Here is a 26,747-nt window from a genome sequence, read left to right as displayed (position 1 = left end):
TCGCCGAAGATCTCGGCGACGACCCTGGCGACCGCGCTACACCACTATCGGGGACTCAACTGGTCGGTCACCGGCGCCAGTGTCAGCAACCCGCACCCGTACCCCTTTGCGGGGCCGACCCCGTGGGCCAACGCCGACCGCAGGGCATCGGCGTCGGCAACGGTCATCAGACCGTCGAAGGTGGCCTTGGCGATCGTGACCGTACGGCCGCTGCGCTGGAAGCGGTCGACCCGCCGGTCGTGCACCACCACGTCAGGGGCCCCGGTACCCCCGCGCACCGCGAATCCCCAACCGGCGGCTCTGGACAGGAGCCACTCCTGCTGTTGCGCCGCGGTCACGTGTCCGTACCGCTTTCCGCCGCTGGTCCGTGTGGGGTTCGCCGTCAGGCGGAACGCCCACGTCTGACCGGCTTCGAGCCTCCCCAGGAGCGCTCCATAGGGGCGCACCGCCCATGTGCTCTGCGTGGTCGGCCACCCGGCCTGCTCGACCACGTGCGCGAAGTCCGGCTCGGGACCGCTGACCACGTACAACCAGGTGCGCGGCCCGTCCCGATCGACGCGCCACAGCACCCGACCGCGCTCCTCGTCCGCTTGGGGGAACGCGGCGAGGACGGCTGCGTGCATCGCCTGGGGCGAGCCCAGCAGCTTGCGGCCTCCACGCCGTACGGGATTGATCTGGATCCGCGACAGGTACATCAAGCGCCCCCCACCAGAGCCATCGGGTCGTGCCACCCGGGGCGGCTGCGTCCGTCCGGATTCTCGACCCGCACCGTTGCGGAACTGACCGCGCGCAACCGCCACTCGCGCCGACGGGGGTCGAAGCTCACGGGTTCGTCCGGGACGCTCGTCGTGCGCGAGCGGGCCGTACCGTCGCGGCCGTCCGTGGGAAGCGCGACGGCGTCCACCTTCAGGTCGAGGTCGACGGTCGAGCCCTGACGCCGCCGATACCACCGCGCCGCCTGCCACTCCTCGTCGTGCAGGGCCCGCCACACGCCGCCCGCCCGGGTCCCCATCGTCACCGGACCGTCCGGGGGGAAGGCACGACGACCGAGGTAGAGGGGGAATGCCGGCCGCCGCAGCGCCTCGTCCAGTCCGGCGATCAGGTCGTCGTCACCCTCCACGGCCGCGACGAACACGGCGTCGGCGAGGTAGTACCGGTGCGTCAGCGGATACGAACGGCTGCCGTCGGCGGCGCGAGCAGTCTGGAAGTCCCGCTCCACGGTCCCCGGCTGGTCGGCGCGAACTCCGAACGTTAGATCGAGAAGGCTCTCCAGCGGGTCGGTGCGTCGCATCCCTCGAGCGGCAGCCAGCAGCCCGACGACACCGCTCTTCGTCGGCGCGTCGTCCGTCCCACGGACGGTGAACCGTGACCCGCTTCCCCATGACTGCATCGGGCCCGCAAGCCGCAGCAGCAACGTGCTCATCGGTCCTCCGCCGCGAGCCGCTCCGCGACGAGACCACTCACCCCGACGACCGCGTCCTCGAACCCCGAGGTCTCCCCGAAGCCCGCCAGCTGGTCCTTCGCACCACCCACGGCGACGACCCAGGTGCGCAGGGGCGCGGAGCCGTAGGCGGTCTCGACGTCGTCGGCGTACCGGGCGAGCCGACGTGCGGACTCTGCCATGCGGCCCTTCCCCGCACCGGTCACCACCGGCTCCTCGAAGGCGCCCACGTAGTTCACGGGCTGGTCGTCGCGCACGGACAGGACGACGGCGTCGGGGAGCGTCCGGTTCGCGAACGTGTTCTGCTTGCCGGTCGGCATGGACTTCGCGAAAGCGTCGAGAAAGACACGAACGGCGCGTTCCGTCGCTGCTGCGCTGCCGATGTTCCCCGCCAGCAGATCGACGTCGACGGTGGCGTACCGGTAGAGGGTCGCCGAGTTGAACTCGACGGTGCCGATCATCCCCGCCCCGGCGTCCTCCTCGGCGTCGTCGGACTTGTGGTCGTCGACGGCGGTGAAGTAGTCGTACTCGGTGTCGACGGCGTGCGTGGACAGGGCGTGCGCCACCTGGCACGACGCGTCCACGTTGAGGTCGGTGACGTCCGCGACCATCCGCCCGAAGAGCGCGAGGTCGACCGAGTTCTTCCCCTTGATCAGCGACTGCGCCATCTTCTTGTCAGGCGCGTCGCCGGACCGTGCTGCGTCGACGGCCAGCCGCGCCAGAGCGTCGACCTGCTGCGCGGAGAGGAACAGCAGGTACCCGGACTCTGCCGGGGCGTCCTTCTTGCCGCGCGGCTCCTTCACCTTGATGCCTGCGGCGGTCAGCACCGAGAGCGCCGCCGCGTCCGGCTCTGCCACGTCGGCATCGAGCTCGTGGACCCGACCCGCCAGCAGCTCGACGACGCGCTTGGTGCGGACGCCGAACTCCTCAGGGTCCACCTGGTCGCGGAATGCGAAGCGTGTCGCCCGCTTCCATGCCTGGGAGGACACCCGGGCTCTCCGCACGCCTCCGTAGGTCGCGCTCTTGGGGCTGCCGGTGTCATCGCGGTTGAGGTTGCTCGGCGGGACAGACTGCAGGATGTGGACGTCGACGATGGTCCGGCTCACGAGCGCTCCTCGGTGGTGTCGTTGTTCTGGTGGTAGATCTGACGCGCCCAGCGGCGGCGGACGTCGTCCTGACGCCCCGGACGCTGGAAGTCGACGAAGTCGTCGGCAAGCTGTCCGTAGTCGAAGCCGATGCCGGCACCGCGCATCTGGGTGACGAGGCCCCGAAGATGGTGGGTCACCTCGACCACGTCCGTCGCGGTCACGACGGCGTCGAACCGGCGCCGCACGGGTGAGGTCCGGTCGGCGTCGGCGTCGCCGTGGTTCCGCTCCAGGCTGGCGACCGCGTGCCCGAGTCCGACGCCCGGACGATGCATCGCTTCGCTCCGTGCCTGCTGGTGGACGGCGTACAGGGTGAGCGCCGCGTGCACTGCACGCTCTTCACGCGTGGGGTCGTCCCCGTGCGGCTTGCCAGGCACCCCGTCGACGGTGAGCCACCAGATGGCGGGGTCGCTGCCCGGCTCCTTGCCGACGTTCGCGCGCAGGTGGGCGAGCGCGGCGACCGTTCGTGAACGGTGGCGTCCCTCCTGGAGCATCGTTGCCCGCCGGGCGACGTACCGACCGGTGTCGCCGAGACGCCGGCCTCTCCTGCGTGTCTCCTCGACGGCACCCTCGGGCGCCTCCGTCGTGGTCATGCGGCCTCCTCCGCGTCGTCTCCGTCATCACCCTCGAACGCGTGCGGGAGCGCCTCGCGCAGACGCCTCCCCAGCCATCGCTCCGCGACGCCGACGTCGCGAAAGTGCCCACCCGCGACCCTGCCGACCAACGCCGCGGGTCCGGCGGTGTCGACCACGTCATCGGCCACCCCTCGGACGACGGCGTACACGGCACGCTGCCAGGCGACGCGCCGTTCGGCGGGGTCGCTCCCCCGCCGCAGGGTCGCCACCCATGCCCGGAACACCTTGTCCAGGCGGGCGTACGCCCGCTCACGGGCACTGGTGTCGGGCGAGTCCGACTCGGTGGAACCTCCCGCTGCCAACGCGACGTTCTGGGCGAACGCCCCCAACGCGCGGGCGGCGGCGTCGGCCACCGATACCGCGGCCGTCGCCGCGTCCGCGAGGTCACGCCGGCCCGGATCGAACAGGTCGACGGGTAGGTCGAGCTCGTCGGCGAGCATCTGCTCGTAGACCGACTCGTTCGACCCGTACTCGAGCCCGACCGAACCGAGTCGCACGAGCCCCTGGCCGATACGTTGCTGGTTCTCGAGCTCCTCGATCCACCGCACCACACCTGGCGGACGGCGGCGAGCCGGCTCCCCCCGTGGGACCCCATCCTGATCGTGGACGAGCAACGCGGGCAGACCACGCCACAGAGCTCGGTCCGGCTGATGCTTGAGCGGCATGTAGGTCTCGGCGCGAAACCTGCGTGTCTGCGGCTCCGAGTACCGCCACGCCGTCATGGGCTCGAACCTGTACCGGTTGTACGGGGTGGCGCGGTCACCTTGCGCATTGATGCACCCGATGATCTTGTCGCCGTCACCTATGAGGCGGATGCGCCGTGCCTGCCACGTATAGAGATCGACCGGGCCGGTCGGCTGCCGGTCGTGCACGCCGTCCCAGTCCTCCGGCTCGGGTCCGAGCGGCGCGCGCTCCCAGACGGGTCGGTCGTCACCGGACGGCGTCAGCCCGGCGGGCGTCGGAGCGACGAGATTGAGCAGCAGGGTCTCGCGCAAGGTGTCGCCCACTGCGTACAGGCCACCGATCTGCCCCGCCCAGCCGGTCCCGATGCCGTACCCCTTGCCGCCCTTGACCCGGCGGTCGCCGACGGCGCCGGTGTGGATGCCCGACACGTCGTACGCGTGCGCGTGCACCAACCAGCGCGCGGCCTCGGCCAGGGACGCCGTCTCGAGGTCGTTCCCCACCCGGGTGGACAGGAACGCCTCCGCAGCCGAGTCGTGGCGCCCGTCGCAGATGATGCGGCTCAGGCCGAACACCTCGTCCTTCGCCGTCCGCAGGTCGGGGACCTGCATGAACGGGTGCACGGGGTGCTGGAGCCAGAAACGGTCGTGCCAGTCGTCCAGGTATGCATCGACGTCCGCGACCATCGTCGTCCACTCGTCGCGGATCTCCACCCATTCGTCGACGCTGAGCGGTCCGTTGGCACCGCGGTGCAGCACGGCGAGCACCATGCGCAGCACCGCGAAGGACTGTGTGGGCAGCTCGCAGGCGATCTGGCCGACCTCGTGCGAGCGGCGGAACACGTCGCGCAGCGACAGCTCGACCACCACGCCGTTGTCGAGCACCGGGATCCACGGTTCGTCGACGAGCGAGAATCGGGGTTCGTCCATGTCATGTCTCCTCGTCTGGTCGGCGATCTTCACCCGCTGTGCGCCGGACCTGGAGGCCGACGTCTTCGTCGTAGGAGATCTCGCAACCGGCCACCTCGGCGCGGCGGGCGTCGCCCAGCGGCAGGACCAGCTGTCCCGCCAGGTCGGGGGACTCCTGCCAGGCTTCCCGGACGAGTGCTTCGAGCTCGTCCAGGACCTGGTCGCCGAGGTCGCCCGCCGCCACCCAGGACGGGAGCCGCACGGCAGTGCCCGCCAGGGCACGACGTTTCGCCGTCGGTGGGACCTCACCCATCTCGAGCAGCTGGCCTCCGGTACCCGCCTCCAGCCAGTCAGGGAGGCGCCACTGACCGCCGACGCTCTCCTGGACCACAAGCACCTCGAAGGCGTCCTCGGAGTCGCGCACCTGCGCCCGGCCCTGGGCGTCCGCCTCGCCGACGCTGGCATCCAGCCAACCGATCAGGCCGACGCGGTCCTCCCCGGGTGCCCCGAGCAGGAAGCTCTCCGCCTTGACCTCGTCGACCTTCCGCGCGTGGTCGGAGACATCTCGCGCCGCTCGCATGGCCTCCTGCCAGTCAGGTGCACCGAGCGGAAGCTCGCTGTAGGCGATGTGGACGAGCGGCGCGATGTCGCCCGGGAGCATGATCCCTGCCTCCGACGAGGCTCTCTCGGCGACCTGAGCCGCGGCCCGGAACAACAGGTGCTCGCCGTAGACGGGCACGCTTCCTCGCGGGAACGTCGGCGGTGCGGCGGTCCAGTCGTCCACGCCGACGACGACCGCGCGCGCCCGGCGCACCGCCAGCGGCCGGTGGTCCGCGGGGCGCTCATGCCGGTGCAGGCGCCCGATGCGCTGCAGCAGCAGATCGGTCGGCGCGAGATCGGTGACGAGCAGGTCGAAGTCGACGTCCAGGCTCTGCTCCACCACCTGAGTGGCGACGACGACGAGTCGCTTCGGCCTGGACCCGCGACCACCGCCGTGGGACGGCGGGCCGAGCTGCTCGACGAGCCGCTGCTCACGGTGCTTGCGATCGCTCGCGAGGAATCGCGAGTGCAGCAGGACCACGTCTGTGCCGAGCACGTCCTGGAGGTCTCGGAAGGTCTCCTGGGCACGTCGCACGGTGTTGCGGACCACGAGGACGCACCCGCCGTCGACCACGGCGTCCCGCACGAGAGCGACGACGTCCTCGTCGGCCGCTGTCTCGACAGCGACGCGCCGAGTCGCTGCCGCTCCTTCGACGTCGGACCCGGCCGCGACCCCACCGGTCAGTGCCGTCACCCGCGACGACGACGGCGTCGGCCCGGCGGGACTGGGCAGGTCGGCGACCGAGCTGGAGGCCGGGCCAGGAGCCGGCGCGGCGAGGACCGCTGGTCGAGGCCGATCGCGTCGGCGATCCCGCCGCACCGACGCTCCCCCCGCCGCAGCCCTGCCCCGCCGGTACGCGTCGACCAGACGGTCCCGCAGGCGGGGCGGCAACGTCGCCGAGAGCGCCACGACCGGCACTCCGTACGCCCCCAGCCACTCGAGCGCGCGCTCGAGATAGACGTTCATGTAGGCGTCGAAGGAGTGGACCTCGTCGAGCACCACGACCTTGCGCGCGAGCGCCAGGTGCCGCAGCGCGACATGACGCGACTGCAGGGCAGCGAAGAGGACCTGGTCGATCGTGCCGACCACGACGTCGGCCAGCACTCCCTTGCGGCGGCCGGTCATCCAGGAGTCGACGTACGCGCCACCACCGGCCTCGTCCCGCCCCACGTCCCCACTCCGCGGACGGCCGCGCGGTACCCGGGAGAAGTCCGGGTTGAGCCAGGCCTTGCCGTGGGCGAGGTAGACCGACCGGCGCGCGTTCTCGCCGCCGGCGTCGGGCACCAGAGCCTTCTCCACGCCGGCACCTGCGCCGGCATCGGGCGTCGTCCGCGCGAGCCAGCGCATCACACGGGCGAACATCGCGTCGCTCGTGGCCTGGGTGGGCAAGGCGACCATGAGGCCACCGGCACCCGAGCGCGCCGCGAGGATCTCAGCGGCCGCGAGCGCCGCCTCCGTCTTGCCCTCGCCCATCGGCGCCTCGACGACGAGGATTCCCTGGGCGTCCATGGTGCGCGCCACCTCGATCGCGGCCGCCTGCACCGGCCGGGCGGACGCGCCGTCCGGCAGCTCGAAGCGGGTGCGGAGAATCTCGTCCGCGCAGGCGCGGAGGTCCTTCGGGTGCCACGGCGGTGGCAGGTGGGCGTCGGCCCACGCCGCGTCGAGTCGCATCGCGTCCTCGACGGGCGGCTGGGGCAGCACGGCTTCCGTTCCCACAGGCACCAGCGGAAACAGGTCCTGGTTCGACGCGAGCCAGTCGGCGACGACGACGAGGCCGAGCAGGGTGGCGAGCACGTGCTGCGGGACGCGATGCCAGACGTCCCCCGAGAGGTACCCGGTCGCTCCGGTGTGCTGCGCCATGTGCTCGATGAGCTCGTCCTGCACGCGCGCCCAGGGGCCGTCGCCGAGCAGCTCCAGGTTCCGGCGGGCTCGGTTGAGCTCGCCGCTCGACGGTGGCACACCGTGGTGCCCGCCGATCACCGAACCGAGCGCACCCGCCGCCGGGCGCTGCCACCCGTACCGTTCCTCGAGCCATCGTTCGAACACGACCTGCCCCGCCAGGCCGTGCGGCAGATCGCTTCGTTCCGGAAGCCGGTGCGGCATCGGCAGGCCCGCACGGACCATCTGGTCACGCAGCGCATCCACTTGCACGGCGAAGGCAGGGGACGCCTTTCCTACGTCGTGGACGCCGGAGAGCAGCACGAGCAGCGTGCGGCCGGCGTCGTCGCCACCGCACGCCTCCGCGATCTGCCGGGTCACGGCGGCCGGGAGCCATTCGTCCCACAGGCGTCCCGCGACGGCCGCCGAATCCTGGAGATGACGCCACAGCGGACTCCACTGCTCGACGTCGCGCTGACGCTGCGGCCAGCTCTTGGCCCACACCGATCGGGCGCCGGCGGACAGGTTCACGAGCGGCCACGTCCCGCAGGGTGGGGCGCACGCTGGGAAAGCCCCGAGCGCACTTCCCAGGCGAACATCATCGGTGACCAGCTCCTCGGATCTGATCCGAGCGTCACATCCTCCGCATGCTCGCGCCAGGATGAAATTGACGCCGTCTCGTATCGGTACAAGTGTTCACTGCCACCTGTTCACAGATCTGGGCTAGCCTCGATCGAGAGGTACTCCCGACCACAGCGGGATGAGCCGACGTGGACCGACACGATCCGACGGCAGTGTTCCCCACATTCGTGGGGATCAGCGGTGGTCAACACGCGATCGCCTGTCGTCCTGGGCGGATCAATCGCCTGCTGGCAGTATCGACCCCATGCACGAGCGCGCAGGACAGCCGGCCCAGCCCCAGGACCTCATCGACGTCGATCGGGTGGTGGGCGCCTACTACGACCGCACCCCGGACCCGGAGGATCCGGCGCAGAAGGTCGTGTTCGGCACGTCCGGGCACCGCGGGTCGAGCCTCGACGGGGCGTTCAACGAGGCGCACATCGCGGCGATCACCCTCGCGATCGTGGAGTACCGTGCGTCGCAGGGCACGGACGGGCCGCTGTTCATCGGGCGGGACACGCACGCCCTGTCGCTGCCGGCCTGGCAGACGGCGCTGGAGGTGCTGGCGGCGGCCGGGGTGACGGTGATGGTCGACGCCCGCGACTCGTACACGCCGACGCCGGCGGTGTCGCAGTCGATCCTCATCCACAACGGCGCCGCCACGGACGAGGGGGTGCGCACCCACGGCCCCGGGCTGGCGGACGGCATCGTCGTGACGCCGTCGCACAACCCGCCGCGCGACGGCGGGTTCAAGTACAACCCGCCCCACGGCGGCCCCGCCGGGTCCGAGGCGACGGGGTGGATCGCGGACCGCGCCAACGCGATCCTGCGCGACGGCGGCCTGGCGTCGGTGCGCCGCGTCTCGCTGGAGGCGGCGCTGGCAGCGGAGACCACCCACAAGCACGACTTCCTCACGACGTACGTGGACGACCTGCCGAACGTCCTGGACGTCGAGGCGATCCGCACGTCCGGCGTGCGCATCGGCGCGGACCCCCTGGGCGGCGCGTCGGTGGAGTACTGGGGCGCGATCGGCGAGCGGTACGACCTGGACCTCACGGTCGTGAACCCGCAGGTGGACCCCCGCTGGTCGTTCATGACGCTGGACTGGGACGGCAAGATCCGCATGGACTGCAGCTCCCCGTCCGCGATGGCGTCGCTGGTGGCGGCGATGCGCCCCGACGGCGGGGCCACGCCGTACGACGTCGCCACCGGCAACGACGCCGACTCCGACCGGCACGGCATCGTCACGCCCGACGCCGGCCTGATGAACCCCAACCACTACCTCGCCGTCGCGATCGAGTACCTCTACGGCGGCGCCCGGCCGAGCTGGCCCGGCGGCGCGGCGATCGGCAAGACCCTGGTGTCGTCCGCACTGATCGACCGGGTGGCAGCGGGCCTGGGTCGGCGGCTCGTCGAGGTGCCGGTGGGCTTCAAGTGGTTCGTCCCCGGCCTGCTCACCGGCGAGGTCGCCTTCGGCGGCGAGGAGTCGGCGGGCGCGTCGTTCCTGCGCCGCGACGGCCGCGTGTGGTCCACGGACAAGGACGGGGTCCTGCTGGCCCTCCTGGCGTCGGAGATCATCGCGACCACCGGGCGCACGCCGTCGGAGCACCACCGCGAGCTCGTCGAGCGCTACGGAGAGTCTTGGTACGCGCGGGTGGACGCGCCCGCCACGCGGGACCAGAAGGCGCGGCTCGCGGCGCTGTCGCCGGAGCAGGTCACCTCCACGACGCTCGCCGGGCAGGACATCACGGCCACGCTCACCGAGGCACCCGGCAACGGGGCGAAGGTCGGCGGGCTCAAGGTCACCACCCAGGACGCCTGGTTCGCCGCCCGCCCCTCCGGCACCGAGGACGTGTACAAGATCTACGCGGAGTCGTTCGTCTCCGCCGACCACCTGGCGCAGGTGCAGGCCGCAGCGAAGGACGTCGTCGACAGCGCACTCGGCGGCGCCTGACCCCACCCCCTCTCCCCGCCCGCGCCATCGTCGGCGCGGCACGGCTGTGCCCGGCGAGCCTCACCGGCCGCCGGGCACAGCCGTCTGCCGTCCGGGACCCGCCGGCCCACCAATTTGATTTCTGCAAGCAACCTTTTTATGGTTGCCTGCTGCAACCATCTTGGAGGTGGGCGAGTGTCCGACCGGTCACGGTACGAGGATCTCCAGCGACAGCTGCGCGCCGTCGGCGCCGTCAAGCGCGCCATCGTGCGCAACCTTCCGCACGACTGTCCCGTCGGCCCGACGGCCGTGCTGTCCACCCTGCACCGCCAGGGGCCGACGCACCTGAGCCTGCTCGCCGACAAGATGTGGCTCGACATCTCCGTCACCAGCCGCCACGTCTCCCACGCCGTCGAGCAGGGCTGGGTCGAGCGGACGCAGGACCCCGCGGACCGGCGGTCGTGGACCCTCAGCCTCACCCCGGCCGGCCGCCGGATGCTCGACGAGATCTCGGAACGCACCACCGGGCTGCTCGCCGAACGGATGAGCGACTGGGACGACGACGAGATCGACCGGCTGACCGCCCTCATGGCCCGGCTGCACGGCAGCTTCGCCGACTGCACACCGCCGGACCGCGAGACGGCCGGCACCTCCGCGCAGGCCTGACGCACCACCGACGCAGTACCCCGAGAGGACCTCCATGGCCACGACGACAGCAACGTCGCCGGCGCACGCCCGCCGCGGCGACCGCACGGGCGGCACCGAGAGCTCGATGACCCACCGGCAGGTGCTGGAGGCGCTGACAGGTGTCCTCCTGGGCATGTTCGTCGCGATCCTGTCGTCCACGATCGTCTCCAACGCCCTCCCGCAGATCATCGCCGACCTCGGCGGCGGCCAGTCCGCCTACACCTGGGTGGTCACCGCGTCGCTGCTGGCGATGACGGCCAGCACCCCGCTCTGGGGCAAGCTCGCCGACCTGTTCAGCAAGAAGGCGCTGGTCCAGATCGCCCTGGTGATCTTCGTCGTCGCCTCCGCCACCGCGGGTCTCGCCCAGAGCGCCGAGTGGCTGATCGTCTGCCGCGTCTTCCAGGGCATCGGCGCCGGCGGGCTGTCGGCGCTGGCGCAGGTGGTCATGGCCTCGATGATCGCGCCGCGCGAGCGCGGCCGGTACTCCGGCTACCTGGGCGCGACGTTCGCCGTCGCGACCGTGGGCGGCCCCCTGCTCGGCGGCCTCATCACCGACACGGACTGGCTCGGCTGGCGCTGGTGCTTCTACGTCGGGATCCCGTTCGCGGTCATCGCGATCATCGTGCTGCAGAAGACGCTGCACCTGCCGGTCGTCAAGCGCGAGGACGTCAGGATCGACTGGGGCGGCGCGTTCCTGTCCACCGCCGCCGTGTGCCTGCTGCTGCTGTGGGTCACCTTCGCCGGCGACAAGTACGACTGGGACTCGTGGCAGACCTACACGATGACCGGTGGGGCCCTCGTGCTCATCCTGCTGTTCGTGCTGGTCGAGTCCAAGGTGTCCGAGCCGATCATCCCGCTGCACCTGTTCCGGAACAGGACGGTCACGCTCTCGAGCGTCGCGTCCATGTTCGTGGGCGTGGCGATGTTCGCCGGCACCATCTACTTCAGCCAGTACTTCCAGCTCGCCCGCGACAAGTCGCCGACGATGGCGGGTGTCATGACGATCCCGATGATCGGCGGGCTGTTCGTCTCCTCGACGGTCTCCGGCCAGATCATCACGCGGACCGGGCGGTGGAAGGGCTGGCTCGTCACGGGCGCCGTCCTGCTCACCGGCGGCCTCGGCCTCCTGAGCACCATCCACTACGACACGGAGTACTGGCACGTCGCCGTCTTCATGGCGCTGATGGGCCTCGGCGTCGGCATGATGATGCAGAACCTGGTGCTCGCCGTGCAGAACCAGGTGCGCCCGCACGAGCTCGGCGCGGCCAGCTCCACCATCAACTTCTTCCGCTCCCTCGGCGGCGCCGTCGGCGTCTCCGCGCTGGGCGCCATCATGGCGAACCGGGTGGCCGACTACGTCCAGGACGGGCTCACCGAGCTCGGTCCGCAGGGCGCCGCCCTGGCGCAGGGCACCAGCGCCGCCTCCGGCGACATCCCGGACATGGACACCCTGCCCGCACCCCTGCGCACCATCATGGAGAGCGCGTACGGCGACGGCATCGCGGACATCTTCGTCATCGCCGCCGGTGCCGCGCTCGTGGCCTTCCTGCTGGTGATCTTCATCAAGGAGGTGCCGCTGCGCACCGCGCCCGTGTCGCAGGCCGACGACGCACCGGCGGCCGCGCCCGCCGAGGCGCTCGTCGCGAGCTCCGCCATGAACGGGACGCCGGCCACGAACGAGTCTTCGACCACCGACGCGGCGCCCGGCACGGCGCCGGCACCGACCGGCGACGGCACGCCGGGCGTCCCCGTGCACGGCCTCGTGCGGGGGGCCGACGGCGCCCTGCTGCCGCGGGCGGCGATCACGCTCATCTCCCTGGGCGGGCGCCAGCTCAGCCTGGCGATCGCCCGGTCCGACGGCGCGTACACCGTCGACGCCCCCGGCGCCGGCACCTACGTGCTCATCGCGTCCGCGGACGGGTTCCAGCCGCAGGCGTCGACGATCGTCGTCGGCGAGATGCCGCTCGCGCACGACGTGCTCCTCAGCGGCACCAGCGGGCTGCGCGGCGTCGTCCGCGGCCCCGACCTGCAGCCGGTGACCGGCGCGATGGTGCTGGTCACCGACGTGCGCGGCGACCTGCTGGCCACCGCCACCACCGACGAGGACGGCACGTTCGCCGTCGACGAGGTCGTGCCCGGCACGGTGACCGTCGCGGTCAACGCCACGGGCTTCCGCCCCCGCGCGCTGCCGGTCGAGGTGGGGGTGGGCGGCGCGACCCGCGTCGAGGTGGACCTCGCGGCCGGCTCCCGGGTCACCGGCGTGGTGCGCTCCGCGCACGGTCCGCTCGCGGACGCGCGCGTCACGCTCGTCGACCCGGCGGGCAACGTCGCCGGGACCGCCGTCACCGGCGAGGACGGCGCCTACGCGTTCACCGACCTGGACGGCGGCGAGTACACCGTGATCGCCACGGGCTACCCGCCGGTGGCGACCGCGCTGACCGTGGCGGGCCAGGGAGTGGACGGCCACGACCTCGTCCTGTCCCACCCGGACGAGTGAGCGGGATGCTGACCGCGACCGTCCGCACGCGCGACGGGTGGGCCGTTCCGCACGCCGTCGTGACGCTCACCGACGCGGCCGGCACCCAGGTGCTGCGCGTCGACGCCGACGCCGACGGCGCGGTGCACGAGGGCGCCGACCTCGTGCCCGGCGCCTACGTCGCCGTCGTCACCGCGGTGGGCTACGCGCCCGCCGCGTCGACGGCGGTCGTGACCGCGTCCGGGCACGCCCGCCTCGGCGCGGTGACCCTGTCCCGCCAGGGCGGCACGGAGCTGCCGCCGCCCGGCCCCTGGACGATCGACCCGGCGCACTCGTCGGTGGTGGTCGTCGCCCAGCACCTGGGGATCTCCAGCGTCCGGGGCCGGTTCACCGAGCTCGCCGGGCGGATCGACGTCGCGCCCGACGACGTCGCCCGCTCGACGGTGCAGGCCGTGCTCACCGCGGCGTCGATCGACACCGGCAACGCGCAGCGGGACGAGCACCTGAGGTCCGCCGACTTCCTGGACGTGGGGGTGTTCGAGCAGATCACGTACCGGTCCGCCGGGATGACCCCGGCCGGGTCGGACCGGTGGACGGTGCACGGCGAGCTCACCCTGCACGGCCGGGCGCACCCCGTCGACCTCGACCTGACCTACCTGGGCACCGGCGCCGACCCGTGGGGCGGGGTGCGCGCGGCGTTCCGCGCCACCGCCGAGCTGCGCCGGGACGCCTTCGCGATCCGCTTCAACGAGGTGGTCGCCGCGGGCGTCGCCATGGTCGGCACCACCCTCAAGGTGGAGCTGGAGATCCAGGCCGCCCAGGGCACGGTGCTCCCGGGCTGAGGCCGGCGACTCACCCGTCGGTACGCGCCAGCAGGTCCTCGTACTCCGGGTGCCGATCGACGTACGCCTTGATGAACGGGCACAGCGGAACGATCCGCGCGCCCGCGGCGCGCACCTGGTCCAGCGCGCCGCGGGCGAGCTGCGACCCGACGCCGCGCCCCTCGTACGCCGGGTCGACCTCGGTGTGGGTGAAGGTGACCACGCCGTCCCGCCGCCGGTAGTACGCCCCGCCGGCGGTCGTGCCGTCGTCGAGCCGCGCGTCGAAGACCTGCCGCTCCGGGTCGTCGACGACGGTCACGTGCTCGCGGATGTCGGTCATGGCCAGCATCGTCCCGCATCCGAGCAGCTGTCACACCTCACGAGGTAGTGCCTTGCGTTCCGGAGCAGGTCCCGCCGGGCACTACCGGCGCACGGGAAGCACTACCTGACCAGCGAGGGGATGACGACGGTCTTGCCGCTCGCGTGCCCGCGCCCCAGCTCGCGGACCGCGTCAGGCACGTCCTCCAGTGCGACCACCCGCTCGACGGCGGGCCGCAGGCGCCCGTCGGCGACCATCGCCGCGAGGGTCTGCAGGTCGTCCGGCTGCGAGATGCCGATCATGCCGCGGATCCGCTGCCGGGTGAACGGCGAGAGCAGCGCCCCGCGCAGCTGGCGCTCCGCCCCTCCGAGGAACCCCGTGGTGGCGACGCCCGCGCCGACCAGCACGAGGATGCCGCGGGGGGCGAGCACCTCGCGCAGCACGCGCAGCGGCCGGTTCCCCGCCACGTCGATCACGACGTCGTGCGCCCCCGCGGCATCGAGCGGCTCACGGGTGTAGTCGATCGTCCGGGCGGCGCCGAGCCGGGTCACCAGGTCGGCCTTACCGGGCCCCGCGACGGCGGTCACCTCGGCGCCGCGCGCCGTGGCGAGCGCGACGACGAACGACCCCACGCCGCCGCCCGCGCCGGTGACGAGCACCCGGTGCCCGGCGCGCACCTCGCCCGCGTCCTGCACCGCCTGCAGCGCAGTCGTCCCCGAGACGCCCAGCGTGGCCGCCGCCTCGGCCGGCACGCCCGGCGGCAGCGGGGCGAGGCGGTTCTCCGCGGCGAGCGCGAGCTCGGCGAACGCGCCGCGCCCCGTCCCGAAGGCCTCGTCGCCCACGGAGACGCGGCGCACCCCCGGGCCCACGGCCTCCACGACCCCGACCAGCTCCTGGCTGGGCACCCGCACGCGAGGACGCCGCAGGCCCGCGCCGAGCCGCACCACGCGGGGGCGGCCCCGCAGCAGGTACCAGACCGACGCGTCGAGGGCCGCCGCCCGGACCCGCAGCCGCACCTGCCCGACGCCGGGCGCGGGCGGGTCGACGTCCGCGAGCCGCAGCACCTCCGGGCCCCCGTAGGCGTCCTGCACGATCGCCCGCATCGTCCCTCCCCGGTTCCGTGGACCGTGTCGTCGGTGGACCGCGTCGTCGTGTCGATCCTCGCCGATCCCCACGGCGACCGCGCGCCGTCGCTACGGTTCGGGGTGCAGCGCGTCGTACCGCCAGAAGCGGCGCTGGGTCGCCACGACGACCCACAGGACGGCGACGCAGGCCAGGCCCCCGACCACGGCGGCCCAGCCCTCGCCGATCCACGACGCCTCGCCGCCCAGCACCAGCTCGCCCAGCCGGGGCCCGCCCGCCACGACGACGATGAAGACGCCCTGCAGCCGGCCGCGCAGGTGGTCGGGGGTGGCGGTCTGCAGGATGGACTGGCGGAACACGGACGAGATCGCGTCCGAGGCCCCGGCCAGCGCGAGCGCCAGCACGGCGGCCGCGACCGCGGCCCACACGACGCCGTCGGGCGTGGTCGGTCCCACCGCCACGAGGACGGCGCCGAACGCGGCGATGCACAGCCCCCAGGAGGTGATCGCCCAGACGATGATCCGCCCCTGCCAGCGCATGCGCACCAGGCCGCCCGAGAGCACGCTCGCCAGGACTCCCCCGACGGCGAACCCGCCCGCCAGCAGCCCGTCGTCGTCTCCCCTCCCCCGAGGTACACGACGCCGGCCGCCGGCCACAGGACGCGGGGGAAGGCCAGGACGGTCGCCGCCAGGTCGACGACGAACGTCGTGCGCACGTTGGGCTGGGTGGCGAGGTACCGCAGCCCGTCGAGCACGGACCGCAGGCCGACGGGCCGCCGCCGCGCGCCCGGTGCGGCGCCCACCCCGTCCCCGGGCGCCGGTTCCGGCGGGATGCTCGGCAGGCGCCACACGGCCCACAGCGCGGCCGTGAACAGCACCGTGTCGAGGGTGTACGCCCACCCGTACCCGGCCCAGCCCACGAGGGCGGCGCCGATCAGCGGGCCGCCGGTGAGCGCCACGTTGAACGTCAGCGTCTGCAGCGCGTTGGCCGCCGGCATGAGCCGGGGCTCCAGCAGCCGCGGGATGATCGCGGTGCGCGCCGGGTTGTTGATCGCGAACGCCGCCGACTGCAGGGCGACGAGCCCGTACAGCAGGGTGACCGACCCGACGTCGAGCCACGCCTGGACGGCGATGGCCGCGGTCACCAGCCACAGCACCGACGACGCGAGCAGCGACACGGTGCGGCGGTCGTAGTGGTCCACGAGCGCCCCGCCGTAGAGGCCGAGCGCGACCAGCGGCACCAGGGCCGCGAGGCCGAGCGTGCCCACGGCCAGCGTGGAGCGCGTCAGCTCGTAGACCTGCAGGCCCACCGCCACGACGGTGACCTGGGTGCCGACGTTCGAGATGCCGAGTCCCCACCACAACCGGCGATATGCCGGAGACACGCGTAGCGGGGTGAGGTCGGCGACGAGACGGGGCACGAGTGCCCAGCCTAGATCTCCTTTCCTTCACCGAGCGGTCCCGGGCGGGTCATTCCTGTTCCCCCCGGTCCAGGCGACGTCCGCCCGGGACCGCTCCGATCTCCCTTGCCGGATCCGGTGCTGTGACGGGTGCGGCCGAGCCCCCTGCGCCCTGCTGCACCCTCGCCCGGTCCGGCCGGGACGGAGCGGCCACGGACCACCTCCCCAGTGGTGGCCCGTGACCGCACCGCGCCCGGCCGGCGTCAGCGGGCGTGGCGCGGGGCGGGCACGGCCGCGGGGCGGCGGCCGGTCAGGGCGCTGTGCAGCAGCAGGGACGACGCGAGCATGTCGTCGTACGGCGACTCCTGCGGGCCGCGGCCCGGGTCGGTCGTCGTCTCGGCGGGCAGTCGCGCGGGGACGTCGTCGGCGCGGTGCGCCGCGACCGTGCCGACGAGGACCCGGTCACAGGTCCGCGGCACGCGGTGGACAGAGGTGTGCATGAGCTCTCCTGGCTGGCGTGGGTCGCCGACGGCGAGCGCCGACGGCGGGCTTGCCGCGCGCCTCAGGGCGCGACGGGGCCACACGTCAGGCAGGGGAGACGGGAACGTCTTCAGCGCGGGCGGGAAGGTCAGCGGTGCGCTCGGTGACGGGCAGCTGCCAGAAGGCGGCCGTGCCGTCCGGCCCGCCGGCGAGGACGGCCAGGGCGTCGGCGCCGGCGCCGTTACCGGCTCGGCTGCCCGAGGTCGCGCCGCCGCCGGCCGTGTTGACGGCCGGGCCGAGGTCGCCGCCGGCCGGCGTGGCGTCGCCGGCGGTGACGCCCGCGCCTTCCTCGGGCGCGACGTCGGCCGGTGCCGCGGCGGGGGCCGCCTGCGGGAGCGTCACCGGCAGGGCGGCGCCGGCGGCCGCCGGCGTCGCCGCGGCGGCGCGCTCGGCGTCCTGGGCGGGAGCGGCGTCCCGCGTCTCGGGGGCGTCGGGCGCCGCGACGGCCGGGGTGACGGTGGCGGTCTGCTCCGCCGGGTCGCCGGCCGGGGCCGGGGCGACGTCCTGCGGCGCGTCGACCGCGCCGTCGGGCACCGGGGCGGGGTCGCCGGCCGGGTCCGTGATCGGGTCGGTGATCGGGTCCAGGACGCCACCGGTGACCGGAGCGAGCACGTCGGTCACCGGGGACAGGATCGGGTCGGCCAGGTCCAGCACCGGCTCCAGCACGGGCTCGAGCGCCCCGACCACGGAGCCGACGACGTCGAGCACCGGGTCCAGCACGGGCGCGAGCGGGGCGGTGACGGCACCGACCACCGCGCCGACCGGCTCGAGCACCGGCGTCAGCACGGGCTCGAGCACCCCCACCACGGGACGGATCACGGTGCCGAGCGCCTCGGTGACCGGCGCGAGCGGCGCCGTCACGGCACCGAGCAGCCCGCCCACCGGGTCGAGGACCGACGCCGGCCTCTCGGCGGCCGGGGCCTGCGCGTCCGGCGTCCCGGCCTCGGACTCGACGCCGGCCGAGTCCGGGTCCGCCTCCGCGCCGGTTCCCGCGTCGGGCTCGGCGACGCCCTCGGGCGAGGTCGCCTCCTCGACGACGGCGCCGACGGGAGACGTCACCCCCTCGACGACCGCGCCGACGGGAGACGTCACCGCGCCGACCGGCTCCAGGATCCCGGTGAGGAGCCCCGACAGCAGGCCTCCGCCGTCCGCCGGCGCCGGCACCGCCTGGTCGCCGGTCGCCGCCTGGTCGTCCGGTGCCGGGGCGTCCGGAGCCGGGCCGGACGCGCCGTCCGCTCCCGGCTCACCGTCGGATCCTTCGTCGGTGGCGGGGACCGGGGCCTGCCCGGCGTCGTCGCCGACCGCCAGCCCGGGCAGGAGCAGGCTCAGCAGCCCCCCGAGGGGCGACCACGCCCGGTCCGGGCCGGTCGGCGTCGCGCCGTCGGCCGACGGCCCCTCGGCCTCGTCGTCCCGCTCGTCGTCGCCCTCGTCGCCTCGCCCGGCGTCGTCGTCCCCGCGCACCGCCGCGGGGGTGTCGGCCGGCACGCCGTCGGCGGGCGCGTCCTCGTCCGAGACGTCCTCCCCCGGCCCCGCGCCGGCGGGCAGCTCGTCCGTCGGCCGGTCGCCCACGATGCCGTCGTCCAGGGTGCCGTCGTCCACGGTGGGGTCCTCGACGGAGGGAGCGTCACCGGTCTCGACATCACCGGCCTCGGCGTCACCATGCGGCGCGTCACCGTCCTGCTCCTCGCCGGAGGCCGTGCCGAGGAGCGCGGCCACGAGGCCGGACACGGCCCCGCCGTCCGCCGTCACGGTCCGGGCGGCGTCGTCCCCGGCGGGTCCGTCGGTGTCGTCCGCGGCGGGAGCGTCGGCGTCGGCCGGGCCGTCGGGCCCCTCGGTGCCGGACGCTCCGGAGCCGGTGGCGGAGTCTGCCGGGCGCTCCGCGTCCGCCTGGCCGACGACGTCGAGCAGGCGGAGGCCGGACGGGATGTCGGCGGGGCCGGTGCCCGGGGCGGCGTCGGCGGCCTCTGTCGACCGCTCGGCGGCGTCGGCGCCGTCGGCGGCTGTCGCGGCGGCGGCTGTCGCGGTGGCGCGCTCGTCGCCCTCGGCCGGCTCGTCGTGCCGGGACATGGTCTCGTGGGTGGAGCCGGGCGCCTGCGTCGCGGAGGGCGTCGACCGCTCGTCCGTGGCCTGCTCGTCGGCGGACCCGGACCGGGAGCGCTCCTGCTGCGCCGGCGCGTCCTGCACCGCGCCGTCGGGGTCGCCCGTGCTGCTGGCCGCGGCCGGCGCGTCGGCCCGCTCGGCCCCGTCAGCCGTCTCGTCGGGCTCGACGGCGCCGGCCTCGACCTGCTCGTCGGTGCCGGCGTCGCCGGCGTCGGCCGTCTCGTCAGGCTCGACGGCGGCGGTGTCGTCCGACGTCGTCGTCCCGGAGACGTCGGTCGGCGTGTCCGCGGTGCGCGCGTCGTCCCGGGCGGTGCGGTCGTCGCCCGCGGAGGAGGCGGGCTGCTGCTCGGTCGCCGCGGTGCCGCCGTCGGCCGGGCCCTGCTCCCGGGGCGCCTCGGCCGCCGGCGTCGCGTCGCCGCCGGGGCCGTCGTCCGACCGTCCCGCGGGCTCCTGCGCGGTGTCCCCGGTGTCCGTGGCGGACGCGGACGCGCCGAACGCGTCGTCCTGGGGGCCCGCGTCGGCCCGCTCGCCGGTCGCGGCGGGGCGCGGGTCGGGCGATCCAGGGGCCGGGCCGTCGTCGGCCGACGCCCCACCAGCCACGGCCACGCTCAGCGCAGCGGCTCCGACCAGCCCGGTCGCGGCCGCGGCGGCGCGCGCGAACCAGCGTCGGCGGCGGCCTGCCACCACCGCTCGTCCCGTGCTGCGCGCCACTCGGTCCCCTTCGAAGCCAGGTGTCCGATCACCCAAGAGGACACTCTGACGGTTCACCGGGGCGACCGCAACGGGTGAACGGCATTCGGGACGGACGGACCGGGTGAACTCGCCGGTCAGACCCCGCCCGACGCCCCGAACAGCAGGCCCAGCGCGTAGGTGGCGCCGGCCGCACCGAAGCCGATGCCGAGCTGCCGCAGCGCCCGCGTCAGCGGCGACGTGCCCGAGAGCAGCCCGGTGATCGCGCCCGTGACCAGCAGGGACAGCCCGACCAGGGCGCTCGCGACCAGGACCGCCTGCCCGCCGGTGAGCCCGAGCAGATAGGGCAGCACGGGGATCAGCGCCCCCGAGGCGAAGAAGCAGAAGCTGGACCACGCGGCACCCCACGCCGTCCCGTGCGTCTCGTGGTCGTCGTCCGCCGTCGCCTCGCCGCCCGGCCGCTCGGCCGGCCCGGACCCGTGACCGATCCCGTCGTGGTCGCCCGCGCCGGCGGCGCCGAGCGAGGCCAGCACCCGGTCGGCGCGCTCCTGCGCGTCGTCCGGCTCCATGCCCCGCGCCCGGTACACCAGCGCGAGCTCGTTCGCGTCGACGTCGAGGTCCGGCAGCGCCCGGGCGCTGCCGGGGTCGGGCGTCGACGCTTCGAGCAGCTCGCGCTGCGAGCGGACCGAGACGAACTCGCCGGCGCCCATCGACAGCGCGCCGGCCAGCAGGCCCGCCAGGCCCGTGACCAGCACGGTCTGCGACGACACCCCGGACGCGCCGATGCCGAGGACGAGCGCCAGGTTGGACACGAGACCGTCGTTCGCCCCGAAGACGGCGGCGCGGAACGTGCCCGACAGCCGGTTGCGCCCGCGGGTCGCGAGGCCCCGGACCACCTCCTCGTGGATCTTCTCGTCGGCGGCCATCCTGGCCGTCGCGAACTCCTCCTCGCCGTACGTGGAGCGGGACTCGGCCCGCTGCGCCAGCGCCAGCACGAAGACGCCGCCGAACCGGCGCGCGAGGAAGCCGAGCAGGCGGGTGCGGACGTCCCCGCGCAGCGGGTGCCCGACGTCGTCGCCCAGCAGGTCCAGCCAGTGCTGCTCGTGCCGTCGCTCGGCCTCGGCGAGCGCCAGCAGGATCTGGCGCTCCTCACCGGAGCGGCGCCGCGCGAGGTCGCGGTACACGGCGGCCTCCGAGCGCTCGTCGGCCAGGTAGCGGCGCCAGCGCCGCACGTCGGCAGCCGTGCGCTCGGGGCGACCGGGCGCGGGTCCGGTATCGGCGTCGGGATCAGGATCGGGGGCGTGCATGGGGCCATCATCGCCGCGGGCGACCGTCCGCGGGTTCCGGGGGCACGGGCGACCGGATTCGGGCGTCCGCACTCCGTTCCCGCGCCGGCCGCGCGGCCCGGCATGGGCGTTCACCGGAGTGTCACCGGCTCGGGGCACAATAGGCTGCGACGCTCGGGGGCGCCGGGCGCACATCGGGACACTGAGGGACACCGGCGTGATCATTGTCAGCACCGACGGCTCCTGCCTGGACGACCCGGGCGGCGCGATCGGGTGGGCCTGGATCGCCCACGAGGGCGGCCGCTTCGACTCGGGCGGCGCCGCCTCGGGCACCGGCCAGGTCGCCGATCTCACCGCGCTGCTGCGCGCGATCGAGGCGCACCCGGGCCCCGAACCCCTGCTGGTCGAGTCCGACTCGCAGTACGCGATCCGCTGCGCCTCCGAGTGGCTGGAGGACTGGAAGCGCCAGGGCTGGCGCACGGCGGCGGGCGGCGACGTGCAGCACCTCGACCTGGTGCAGGCCATCGACCGGGCCATCGAGGGCCGCGAGGGGCCGGTCCGTTTCCGGTGGGTGCGCGGGCACGTCGGTGACCCGTTCAACGAGCGCGCGGAGCAGCTCGCGGGGCTCGCGGCGCAGGACTGGGGCGCCGGGCGCGGGGGCATGGACGAGCTGCTCGTCTCCCCCGCGGACGCCGACGGCGGCACGGCCCCGTCCGGGCAGGCGCCGACGTCGGCGGGCGCGGGGTCCGTGCGTCCGCGCGAGACCGTCGGGGCGAGGGAGCGGGGCTGGGAGCTCGGCACCCTGTTCGACTGATGGCCGCCCCACCGACGGCCCCGGCGACCGCCGAGGCGGCCGACCTCGTCGTCGAGCACGTCTCGGAGCGGCCGCTCGACCTGGGGCTGACGCTCGCGCCGCTGCGCCACGGCGCCGGCGACCCGACGGTCCGCCGCACGCCGGACGGCGCCGTGTGGCGCACCTCCCTGCTGCCGTCCGGGCCCGTCACCCAGCGCCTCGTGGCGACCGGCGAGCGGTCCGCCGTCGTGCACCTGTGGGGCCCGGGGGCGCGGCAGGCCGCCGGCCAGCTCCCCGACCTGCTCGGCGAGCACGACGACGTCGCCGGGTTCGTCGCGCCCCCGCAGGTGCGCCGGGCGGCGCTGCGGGCCGCTGGGATGCGCATGCCGCGCAGCGGGCGCGTCATGGAGGCGCTGGTCCCGGCCGTGCTGGAGCAGAAGGTGCAGGTGGTCACCGCGCACCGGGCGTGGCGCCTGCTCGTGACGCGCCGCGGCACACCGGCGCCCGGGCCCGCGCCCGAGGGGATGCGCGTGGTCCCGGACGCGCGCACCTGGGCGTCGCTGCCCGTGTGGGAGTGGCACCGCGCGGGGGTGGACCCGAGGCGCGCGTCGACGGTCGCGCGCTGCGCGCGGGTGACGGCACGCCTCGAGGAGGCCGCCGGCCTGCCGGGCGGTGAGGCCCGCGGCAGGCTCGAGCTGGTGCCGGGGGTCGGTGTGTGGACCTCGGCGGAGGTGGCGCAGCGCGCCCTCGGGGACGCCGACGCCGTGTCCGTGGGCGACTTCCACCTGGCCGCGGCCGTCGGCTGGGCGCTCACGGGCGAGCGGACCGACGACGACGGCATGCTGCAGCTGCTCGCCCCGTACGCACCGCACCGGCACCGCGTGGTGCGGCTGCTGTTCCTCGACCGGCGCCCGCAGGCGCCGCGGCGGGGGCCGCGGCTCCCGATCCCCGCCCACCTGGCCGTCTGAGCGACGGCCCGGCAGCCTCTCAGGTCACTCCGGCAGGGCGCAGCTCCCGTCCGCGCAGAGGGCGGCGTCGTCGGCCAGCATCTGCAGACCGTCGCCCTCGGCGGAGCCACGGCGCGGGGTCGCGGCGTCCGCGGGCGTGCGCGACGCGAGCGTCGTGCGACGCGGGTTGGCGATCGAACGGTAGCCGTTCTCGGTGATCTCGTTCATGCTCTCCTCCTCCACGACGAGCGCACGGCCCCGGTGCCGCGCGTCCTGTGTTGGTCGACCCGCGGCGGTGCGGGACGGGGTCTCAATTCTCGGCGACGCACGCTCACGACGCGACGTGGACGAGTGTGAGATGCGGCACGTGGCCGGGCGGGGTCACGCGCCGGACGCGTCGTCCCGCTCGGCCAGCACCCGGTCCAGCACCTGCACGAACACGGCCGGGTCCTGGGCGCCGGAGACCCCGTAGGCGCCGTCCAGCACGAAGAAGGGCACCCCGTTGATGCCGAGGGCGCGGGCCCGCGCGACGTCCTCGGCGACGTCCTCGGCGTAGGTGCCCGCGTCGAGGGCGGCCGCCACCTCGTCACGGTCGAGGCCGGCCTCGGCGGCCAGGTCGGCGAGGTCGTCGACGTGGCCCACGTGCCGCCCCTCGGTGAAGTACGCGCGCAGCAGCCGCTCCTTCATCTCCGCCTGGACGCCGTGCGCCTTGGCCAGGTGGAGCAGCTCGTGCGCCTTGAGCGTCTTGGTGTGGCGCACCTGGTCCATCCGGTAGGTCAGCCCCTCGGCGGCGGCGAGCTCGGTGACCTGGTCCTGCATCCGCTGCGCCTGCGCGACCGGGATGCCCTTGTGGCTCGCGAGGAACTCCGTCGCGGTGCCCTCGAAGTCGACGGGCGTGTCCGGGGACAGCTCGAACGAGTGATACTCGATCTCAACGGCGGGGGCGGCGCCGTCGCGCTCGCGGAGCCGTTCCAGCGCGGACTCGAAGCGGCGCTTGCCGATGTAGCACCACGGGCAGGCGACGTCCGACCAGACGTCGACCTTCAGCGTGGCGGTCGGGCGCTCGGTCGTCGCGGCTGTCGGGGCGTTCGTGGATGCGTGGGTCACGATCCTGGGCAACGCCGCGGGCACGCCCGGGATTCCGGGGCCGGCGTGGCGCCGCACACACTCGCCGTGCCCCGTCCGCCCCGGTGGGCGATGCTCGGTCCATGCCTCTCGTGCCGAGCAAGGACCCGCAGCTCGTGCTGCTCCGCCACGGCGAGACGGAGTGGAGCGCCGACGGGCGCCACACGGGCCGCACCGACCTCCCGCTCACACCCGCCGGCGAGGACCAGGCCCGCACTGCCGGCCGCGCGCTGGCCGGGCTGACCTTCGCGGCCGTGTACGCGTCACCGCTGCTGCGGGCGCGCCGCACGGCCGAGCTCGCCGGCCACGGGGACGCCGTCGTGGATCCCGATCTCGCCGAGTGGGACTACGGCCCCGTGGACGGCCGCACCTCGGTCGAGGTCGGCGCCACCCTCGGGCACGAGTTCCAGATCTTCGACGACGGCGTGCGCGTGCTGCCGCCCGACCCCGCGCACGGCGACGGGCGGCCCGGGGAGCTGCTGGACGACGTCGCCGCCCGGGCGCGCCGCTTCGTGGAGCGCGCGGACGGCACGCTCCGGGACGGCGGGAACGTGCTCGCCGTCGCGCACGGCCACCTGCTCCGCGTGCTCGCCACCGCCTGGCTGGGCGTCGACCCGGCGTACGGGGCCCGGCTGGAGCTCGGCACCGCGGCGATCTGCCTGCTCGGGTACGACCACGGCCTGCGCACCGTCGAGGGCTGGAACCTGCCGCCGACGCTCTGAGGTGGGTCTGGCAGCATGTGCGCCATGGCGCTGAGCGAGCAGAACCTCACCGACGGCGAACGCGTGGTCCTGGAGCTGCGCGAGCACGCGGAGGCCGTGCTCTGGCCGTTCCTGCTGCTGGTCCTGCTGCTCGCCGCCGCCGTGGGCTCGTTCCTCGTCCCCCTCGACGACGTGCTGCGCTGGGTCGTGCTCGGCGTGCTCGCGGTCGTGGCGGTCGTGTGGGTGGTCGTGCCGTGGCTGCGGTGGCGCACCACGACGTTCACGGTGACGACGCAGCGCATCGCGATGCGGTCCGGCATCCTCACGCGGGTGGGCCGCGACATCCCGCTGTACCGCATCAACGACATCGCGCTCGAGCGGGATCTCGTCGACCGTCTCCTCGGGTGCGGCAGGCTGCAGGTGTCGGACGCGACGGAGAAGGCCGGCATGGTGCTCCGCGACGTCCCGCGCGTCAGCGAGGTCCACGTGCAGATCCAGGAGCTGCTGCACGCGACCGACGACGGCTCGGACGACGGCGAGTGGCCGCCGGCCGAGCCGCGGCGCCGGCGCGGCTGACACCGGACCGGCGTGCCGACGCCGACCCGGGACCGCCGGCCGGTCAGTCGCGCCCGTCCGGCAGCGGGAGCGGCTCGATCCACTGGTCGTCGGCGGTGAGGTCGATGCCGAACTCCGACGCGAACCGCATGGCGGTGCCGGTCAGCACGCCCTCGACCGACTCGTCGAGCCGGTACACCCGCGCGCCGCGGAGCCGGTTGCGCTCGGCGCCGCTCAGGCCGTAGGTGCCGAAGCCGGTGTTGCCGGCGTAGCCGAGCAGCACGCCGTAGTAGTCGCCCGAGTACGTGTTGACGTGGTCGTGGCCGCAGAAGATGCCCTTGACGTCGCCGCGGTGCTGCACGGCGGAGAAGAGGCCGGAGTTGAACGGCCCGGGGCACTCCTCCTCGTTGCGCTCCCCCTCGATCCCGTGCCGGGCCTTGCCCCGCTCGTGGTCGGCGGCGGTCCGGCCGTCGACGGAGCCGAACCACATGAACCGGTACTCCCACAGCGGGATGTGGATGAACATGAGCGACGGGATCTTGCGACCGTGGCGACGCTCCAGGGCGACGGACGTGTCGTAGTACCAGTCGACCTGGTCCATGCGGATCCAGTCCCAGGTCGGGTAGCCGTGGAAGTTCTGGCCCGCGAGGGTGCCGGGCGCGTACCGGCCGGAGTCGAGCAGCCACACGTTGAACGCCGGCCGCCCGTTCGTGCCCTGGATCAGCAGGTGCGAGTTGCCCTGGCCCGTGACCCCGCGTGCCGTCGGCCCGTTCACGTTGTGACGGTACGAGCGGTAGAAGGCGAGCATCTGCTCCTCGTCGACCCCGCTGGTCGGCGTGGAGTCCTCGTCGTGGTTGCCGAACGTGATCGCCCACGGGACGCCCCGCTCCTCCATGGGCTGGGCGACGTTGTTCATCGCCTGCCGCATCTCGAGCGGGGTGTCGCAGCCGCCGGTGATGTTGTCCCCGTTGAGGATCACGAGGTCGGGCTGCTCGTCGTCGAGGACGGCGCGCATGAGCTCCAGGGTGCGCCGGTCGATCTTCTCGTCGTCCTGGGTGTCGTTGAACTGGACGATCGTGTACGTGCCGTCGTCGCGGAACCGCAGGCGCGGGCGGCGCCCGGCGGTGACCGTGGCGGGCACCTCGGCGGCGGCGGGCCGGGCGGTGGCGGCGACCGCGCCGGCGGCGCCGACCCCCGAGAGGGTCATGAACGTCCGCCGTCCGAGGCCGCTCCTCCCGCCGTCTCCTCCGGGTCCGGCGGTCGCGTCGTCGCTTCGCGGGGCGCCCTGGCCGGCGGGGGCGGTCGCCCCGGCGGTGGCGCGGTCGTCTGCTGGGTGCTGGTGCTGGCTCATGCGCCGGAAACTAGGCCCCCCACCCGAACGG

General features: G+C 74.3%; 22 protein-coding genes and 1 pseudogene. 8 read left to right on the top strand and 15 right to left on the bottom strand.

Features of this window, described 5'->3' with window-relative positions; genetic code table 11:
* Positions 1–44 precede the first annotated feature (44 nt).
* Genes cas6e through cas3 form a run of 6 tightly spaced genes read right to left on the bottom strand, consistent with a single transcriptional unit; the run spans position 45 to position 7,820 of the window.
* Positions 45–695: a type I-E CRISPR-associated protein Cas6/Cse3/CasE gene (gene cas6e, locus EYB28_RS02685; RefSeq protein WP_166851578.1), complete on the bottom strand. Its 651-nt coding sequence runs from the start codon at positions 693–695 to the stop codon at positions 45–47.
* The gene (cas5e, locus tag EYB28_RS02680; RefSeq protein ID WP_166844623.1) at positions 695–1,423 is read right to left on the bottom strand and encodes a type I-E CRISPR-associated protein Cas5/CasD; all 729 of its coding nucleotides are present in this window, start codon (positions 1,421–1,423) and stop codon (positions 695–697) included. Before cas5e ends, cas6e begins: the two co-directional genes overlap by 1 nt.
* On the bottom strand, positions 1,420–2,547 hold the full coding sequence (gene cas7e / locus EYB28_RS02675) for a type I-E CRISPR-associated protein Cas7/Cse4/CasC (RefSeq protein ID WP_166844621.1): 1,128 nt from the start codon (positions 2,545–2,547) through the stop codon (positions 1,420–1,422). The genes cas5e and cas7e overlap by 4 nt, the downstream gene beginning before the upstream one ends.
* Entirely contained in the window at positions 2,544–3,179 is a 636-nt protein-coding gene (gene casB / locus EYB28_RS02670) for a type I-E CRISPR-associated protein Cse2/CasB (protein ID WP_166844619.1), read from the bottom strand. Before casB ends, cas7e begins: the two co-directional genes overlap by 4 nt.
* The gene (casA, locus tag EYB28_RS02665; RefSeq protein ID WP_166844617.1) at positions 3,176–4,831 is read right to left on the bottom strand and encodes a type I-E CRISPR-associated protein Cse1/CasA; all 1,656 of its coding nucleotides are present in this window, start codon (positions 4,829–4,831) and stop codon (positions 3,176–3,178) included. The genes casB and casA overlap by 4 nt, the downstream gene beginning before the upstream one ends.
* 1 nt (position 4,832) lies before the next feature.
* On the bottom strand, positions 4,833–7,820 hold the full coding sequence (gene cas3 / locus EYB28_RS02660; RefSeq protein WP_166844615.1) for a CRISPR-associated helicase Cas3': 2,988 nt from the start codon (positions 7,818–7,820) through the stop codon (positions 4,833–4,835).
* 355 nt (positions 7,821–8,175) lie between these two features.
* Here cas3 and pgm point away from each other — a divergent pair, with 355 nt between their 5' ends.
* The 4 genes from pgm to EYB28_RS02640 all read left to right on the top strand — a co-directional run bounded on the left by pgm (position 8,176) and on the right by EYB28_RS02640 (position 13,848).
* Entirely contained in the window at positions 8,176–9,864 is a 1,689-nt protein-coding gene (gene pgm, locus EYB28_RS02655; RefSeq protein WP_166844614.1) for a phosphoglucomutase (alpha-D-glucose-1,6-bisphosphate-dependent), read from the top strand.
* Positions 9,865–10,038: 174 nt separating this feature from the next.
* The gene (locus EYB28_RS02650; protein ID WP_166844612.1) at positions 10,039–10,509 is read left to right on the top strand and encodes a MarR family winged helix-turn-helix transcriptional regulator; all 471 of its coding nucleotides are present in this window, start codon (positions 10,039–10,041) and stop codon (positions 10,507–10,509) included.
* A 34-nt stretch (positions 10,510–10,543) separates the two neighbouring features.
* Positions 10,544–13,027 (top strand): MFS transporter, encoded by a 2,484-nt coding sequence (locus tag EYB28_RS02645; protein ID WP_166844611.1) that lies wholly within the window; start codon positions 10,544–10,546, stop codon positions 13,025–13,027.
* 5 nt (positions 13,028–13,032) lie between these two features.
* Positions 13,033–13,848 carry a YceI family protein gene (locus tag EYB28_RS02640; RefSeq protein ID WP_166844609.1) on the top strand — a complete coding sequence of 272 codons (816 nt, stop codon included), beginning with the start codon at positions 13,033–13,035 and terminating at the stop codon, positions 13,846–13,848.
* 10 nt (positions 13,849–13,858) lie between these two features.
* Here the strand turns inward: EYB28_RS02640 and EYB28_RS02635 are convergent, their stop codons facing one another.
* The 6 genes and pseudogenes from EYB28_RS02635 to EYB28_RS02610 all read right to left on the bottom strand — a co-directional run bounded on the left by EYB28_RS02635 (position 13,859) and on the right by EYB28_RS02610 (position 21,265).
* A complete protein-coding gene (locus tag EYB28_RS02635; RefSeq protein WP_166844607.1) occupies positions 13,859–14,167 on the bottom strand; it encodes a GNAT family N-acetyltransferase in 309 nt (102 codons plus the stop codon).
* 101 nt (positions 14,168–14,268) lie between these two features.
* Positions 14,269–15,249 (bottom strand): NAD(P)-dependent alcohol dehydrogenase, encoded by a 981-nt coding sequence (locus EYB28_RS02630; RefSeq protein ID WP_166844605.1) that lies wholly within the window; start codon positions 15,247–15,249, stop codon positions 14,269–14,271.
* Between the two features lie 90 nt (positions 15,250–15,339).
* Positions 15,340–16,649 (bottom strand): annotated as a pseudogene (locus tag EYB28_RS02625) (MFS transporter).
* Positions 16,650–16,891: 242 nt separating this feature from the next.
* Positions 16,892–17,128 (bottom strand): hypothetical protein, encoded by a 237-nt coding sequence (locus EYB28_RS02620; RefSeq protein ID WP_166844603.1) that lies wholly within the window; start codon positions 17,126–17,128, stop codon positions 16,892–16,894.
* 85 nt (positions 17,129–17,213) lie between these two features.
* Positions 17,214–19,952: a hypothetical protein gene (locus EYB28_RS02615; RefSeq protein ID WP_166844601.1), complete on the bottom strand. Its 2,739-nt coding sequence runs from the start codon at positions 19,950–19,952 to the stop codon at positions 17,214–17,216.
* Positions 19,953–20,095: 143 nt separating this feature from the next.
* Complete coding sequence (locus EYB28_RS02610; RefSeq protein WP_166844599.1) at positions 20,096–21,265, bottom strand: VIT1/CCC1 family protein; 1,170 nt, start codon at positions 21,263–21,265, stop codon at positions 20,096–20,098.
* Between the two features lie 196 nt (positions 21,266–21,461).
* Between EYB28_RS02610 and EYB28_RS02605 the strand changes: the two genes are divergently transcribed.
* Together EYB28_RS02605 and EYB28_RS02600 are read left to right on the top strand one after the other, a co-directional pair.
* Positions 21,462–22,058 carry a ribonuclease H gene (locus tag EYB28_RS02605; protein WP_166844597.1) on the top strand — a complete coding sequence of 199 codons (597 nt, stop codon included), beginning with the start codon at positions 21,462–21,464 and terminating at the stop codon, positions 22,056–22,058.
* Positions 22,058–23,005, top strand: coding sequence for a DNA-3-methyladenine glycosylase (locus tag EYB28_RS02600; RefSeq protein WP_166844595.1), 948 nt, complete (start codon positions 22,058–22,060; stop codon positions 23,003–23,005). Before EYB28_RS02605 ends, EYB28_RS02600 begins: the two co-directional genes overlap by 1 nt.
* A gap of 24 nt (positions 23,006–23,029) precedes the next feature.
* On the opposite strand, the gene EYB28_RS02595 is transcribed toward EYB28_RS02600, so the two are convergent.
* Both EYB28_RS02595 and EYB28_RS02590 read right to left on the bottom strand, forming a co-directional pair.
* Positions 23,030–23,212 carry a hypothetical protein gene (locus tag EYB28_RS02595; protein ID WP_166844593.1) on the bottom strand — a complete coding sequence of 61 codons (183 nt, stop codon included), beginning with the start codon at positions 23,210–23,212 and terminating at the stop codon, positions 23,030–23,032.
* A gap of 153 nt (positions 23,213–23,365) precedes the next feature.
* Positions 23,366–24,091 carry a DsbA family protein gene (locus EYB28_RS02590; protein WP_240930361.1) on the bottom strand — a complete coding sequence of 242 codons (726 nt, stop codon included), beginning with the start codon at positions 24,089–24,091 and terminating at the stop codon, positions 23,366–23,368.
* A 101-nt stretch (positions 24,092–24,192) separates the two neighbouring features.
* On the opposite strand from EYB28_RS02590, the gene EYB28_RS02585 reads away from it, so the two are divergent.
* Both EYB28_RS02585 and EYB28_RS02580 read left to right on the top strand, forming a co-directional pair.
* Positions 24,193–24,831, top strand: a complete 639-nt coding sequence (locus EYB28_RS02585; protein WP_166844591.1) for a histidine phosphatase family protein — start codon at positions 24,193–24,195, stop codon at positions 24,829–24,831.
* A 24-nt stretch (positions 24,832–24,855) separates the two neighbouring features.
* Entirely contained in the window at positions 24,856–25,386 is a 531-nt protein-coding gene (locus EYB28_RS02580; RefSeq protein ID WP_166844589.1) for a PH domain-containing protein, read from the top strand.
* Between the two features lie 43 nt (positions 25,387–25,429).
* On the opposite strand, the gene EYB28_RS02575 is transcribed toward EYB28_RS02580, so the two are convergent.
* Positions 25,430–26,716, bottom strand: coding sequence for a metallophosphoesterase family protein (locus EYB28_RS02575; RefSeq protein ID WP_240930360.1), 1,287 nt, complete (start codon positions 26,714–26,716; stop codon positions 25,430–25,432).
* Positions 26,717–26,747: the final 31 nt, after the last annotated feature.

The sequence above is a fragment of the Isoptericola sp. BMS4 genome (assembly GCF_011634835.1).
Classification (GTDB): domain Bacteria; phylum Actinomycetota; class Actinomycetes; order Actinomycetales; family Cellulomonadaceae; genus Isoptericola.
Note: the sequence above shows the minus strand (reverse complement) of the source record. Positions and strands in the feature narration are given on the sequence as shown.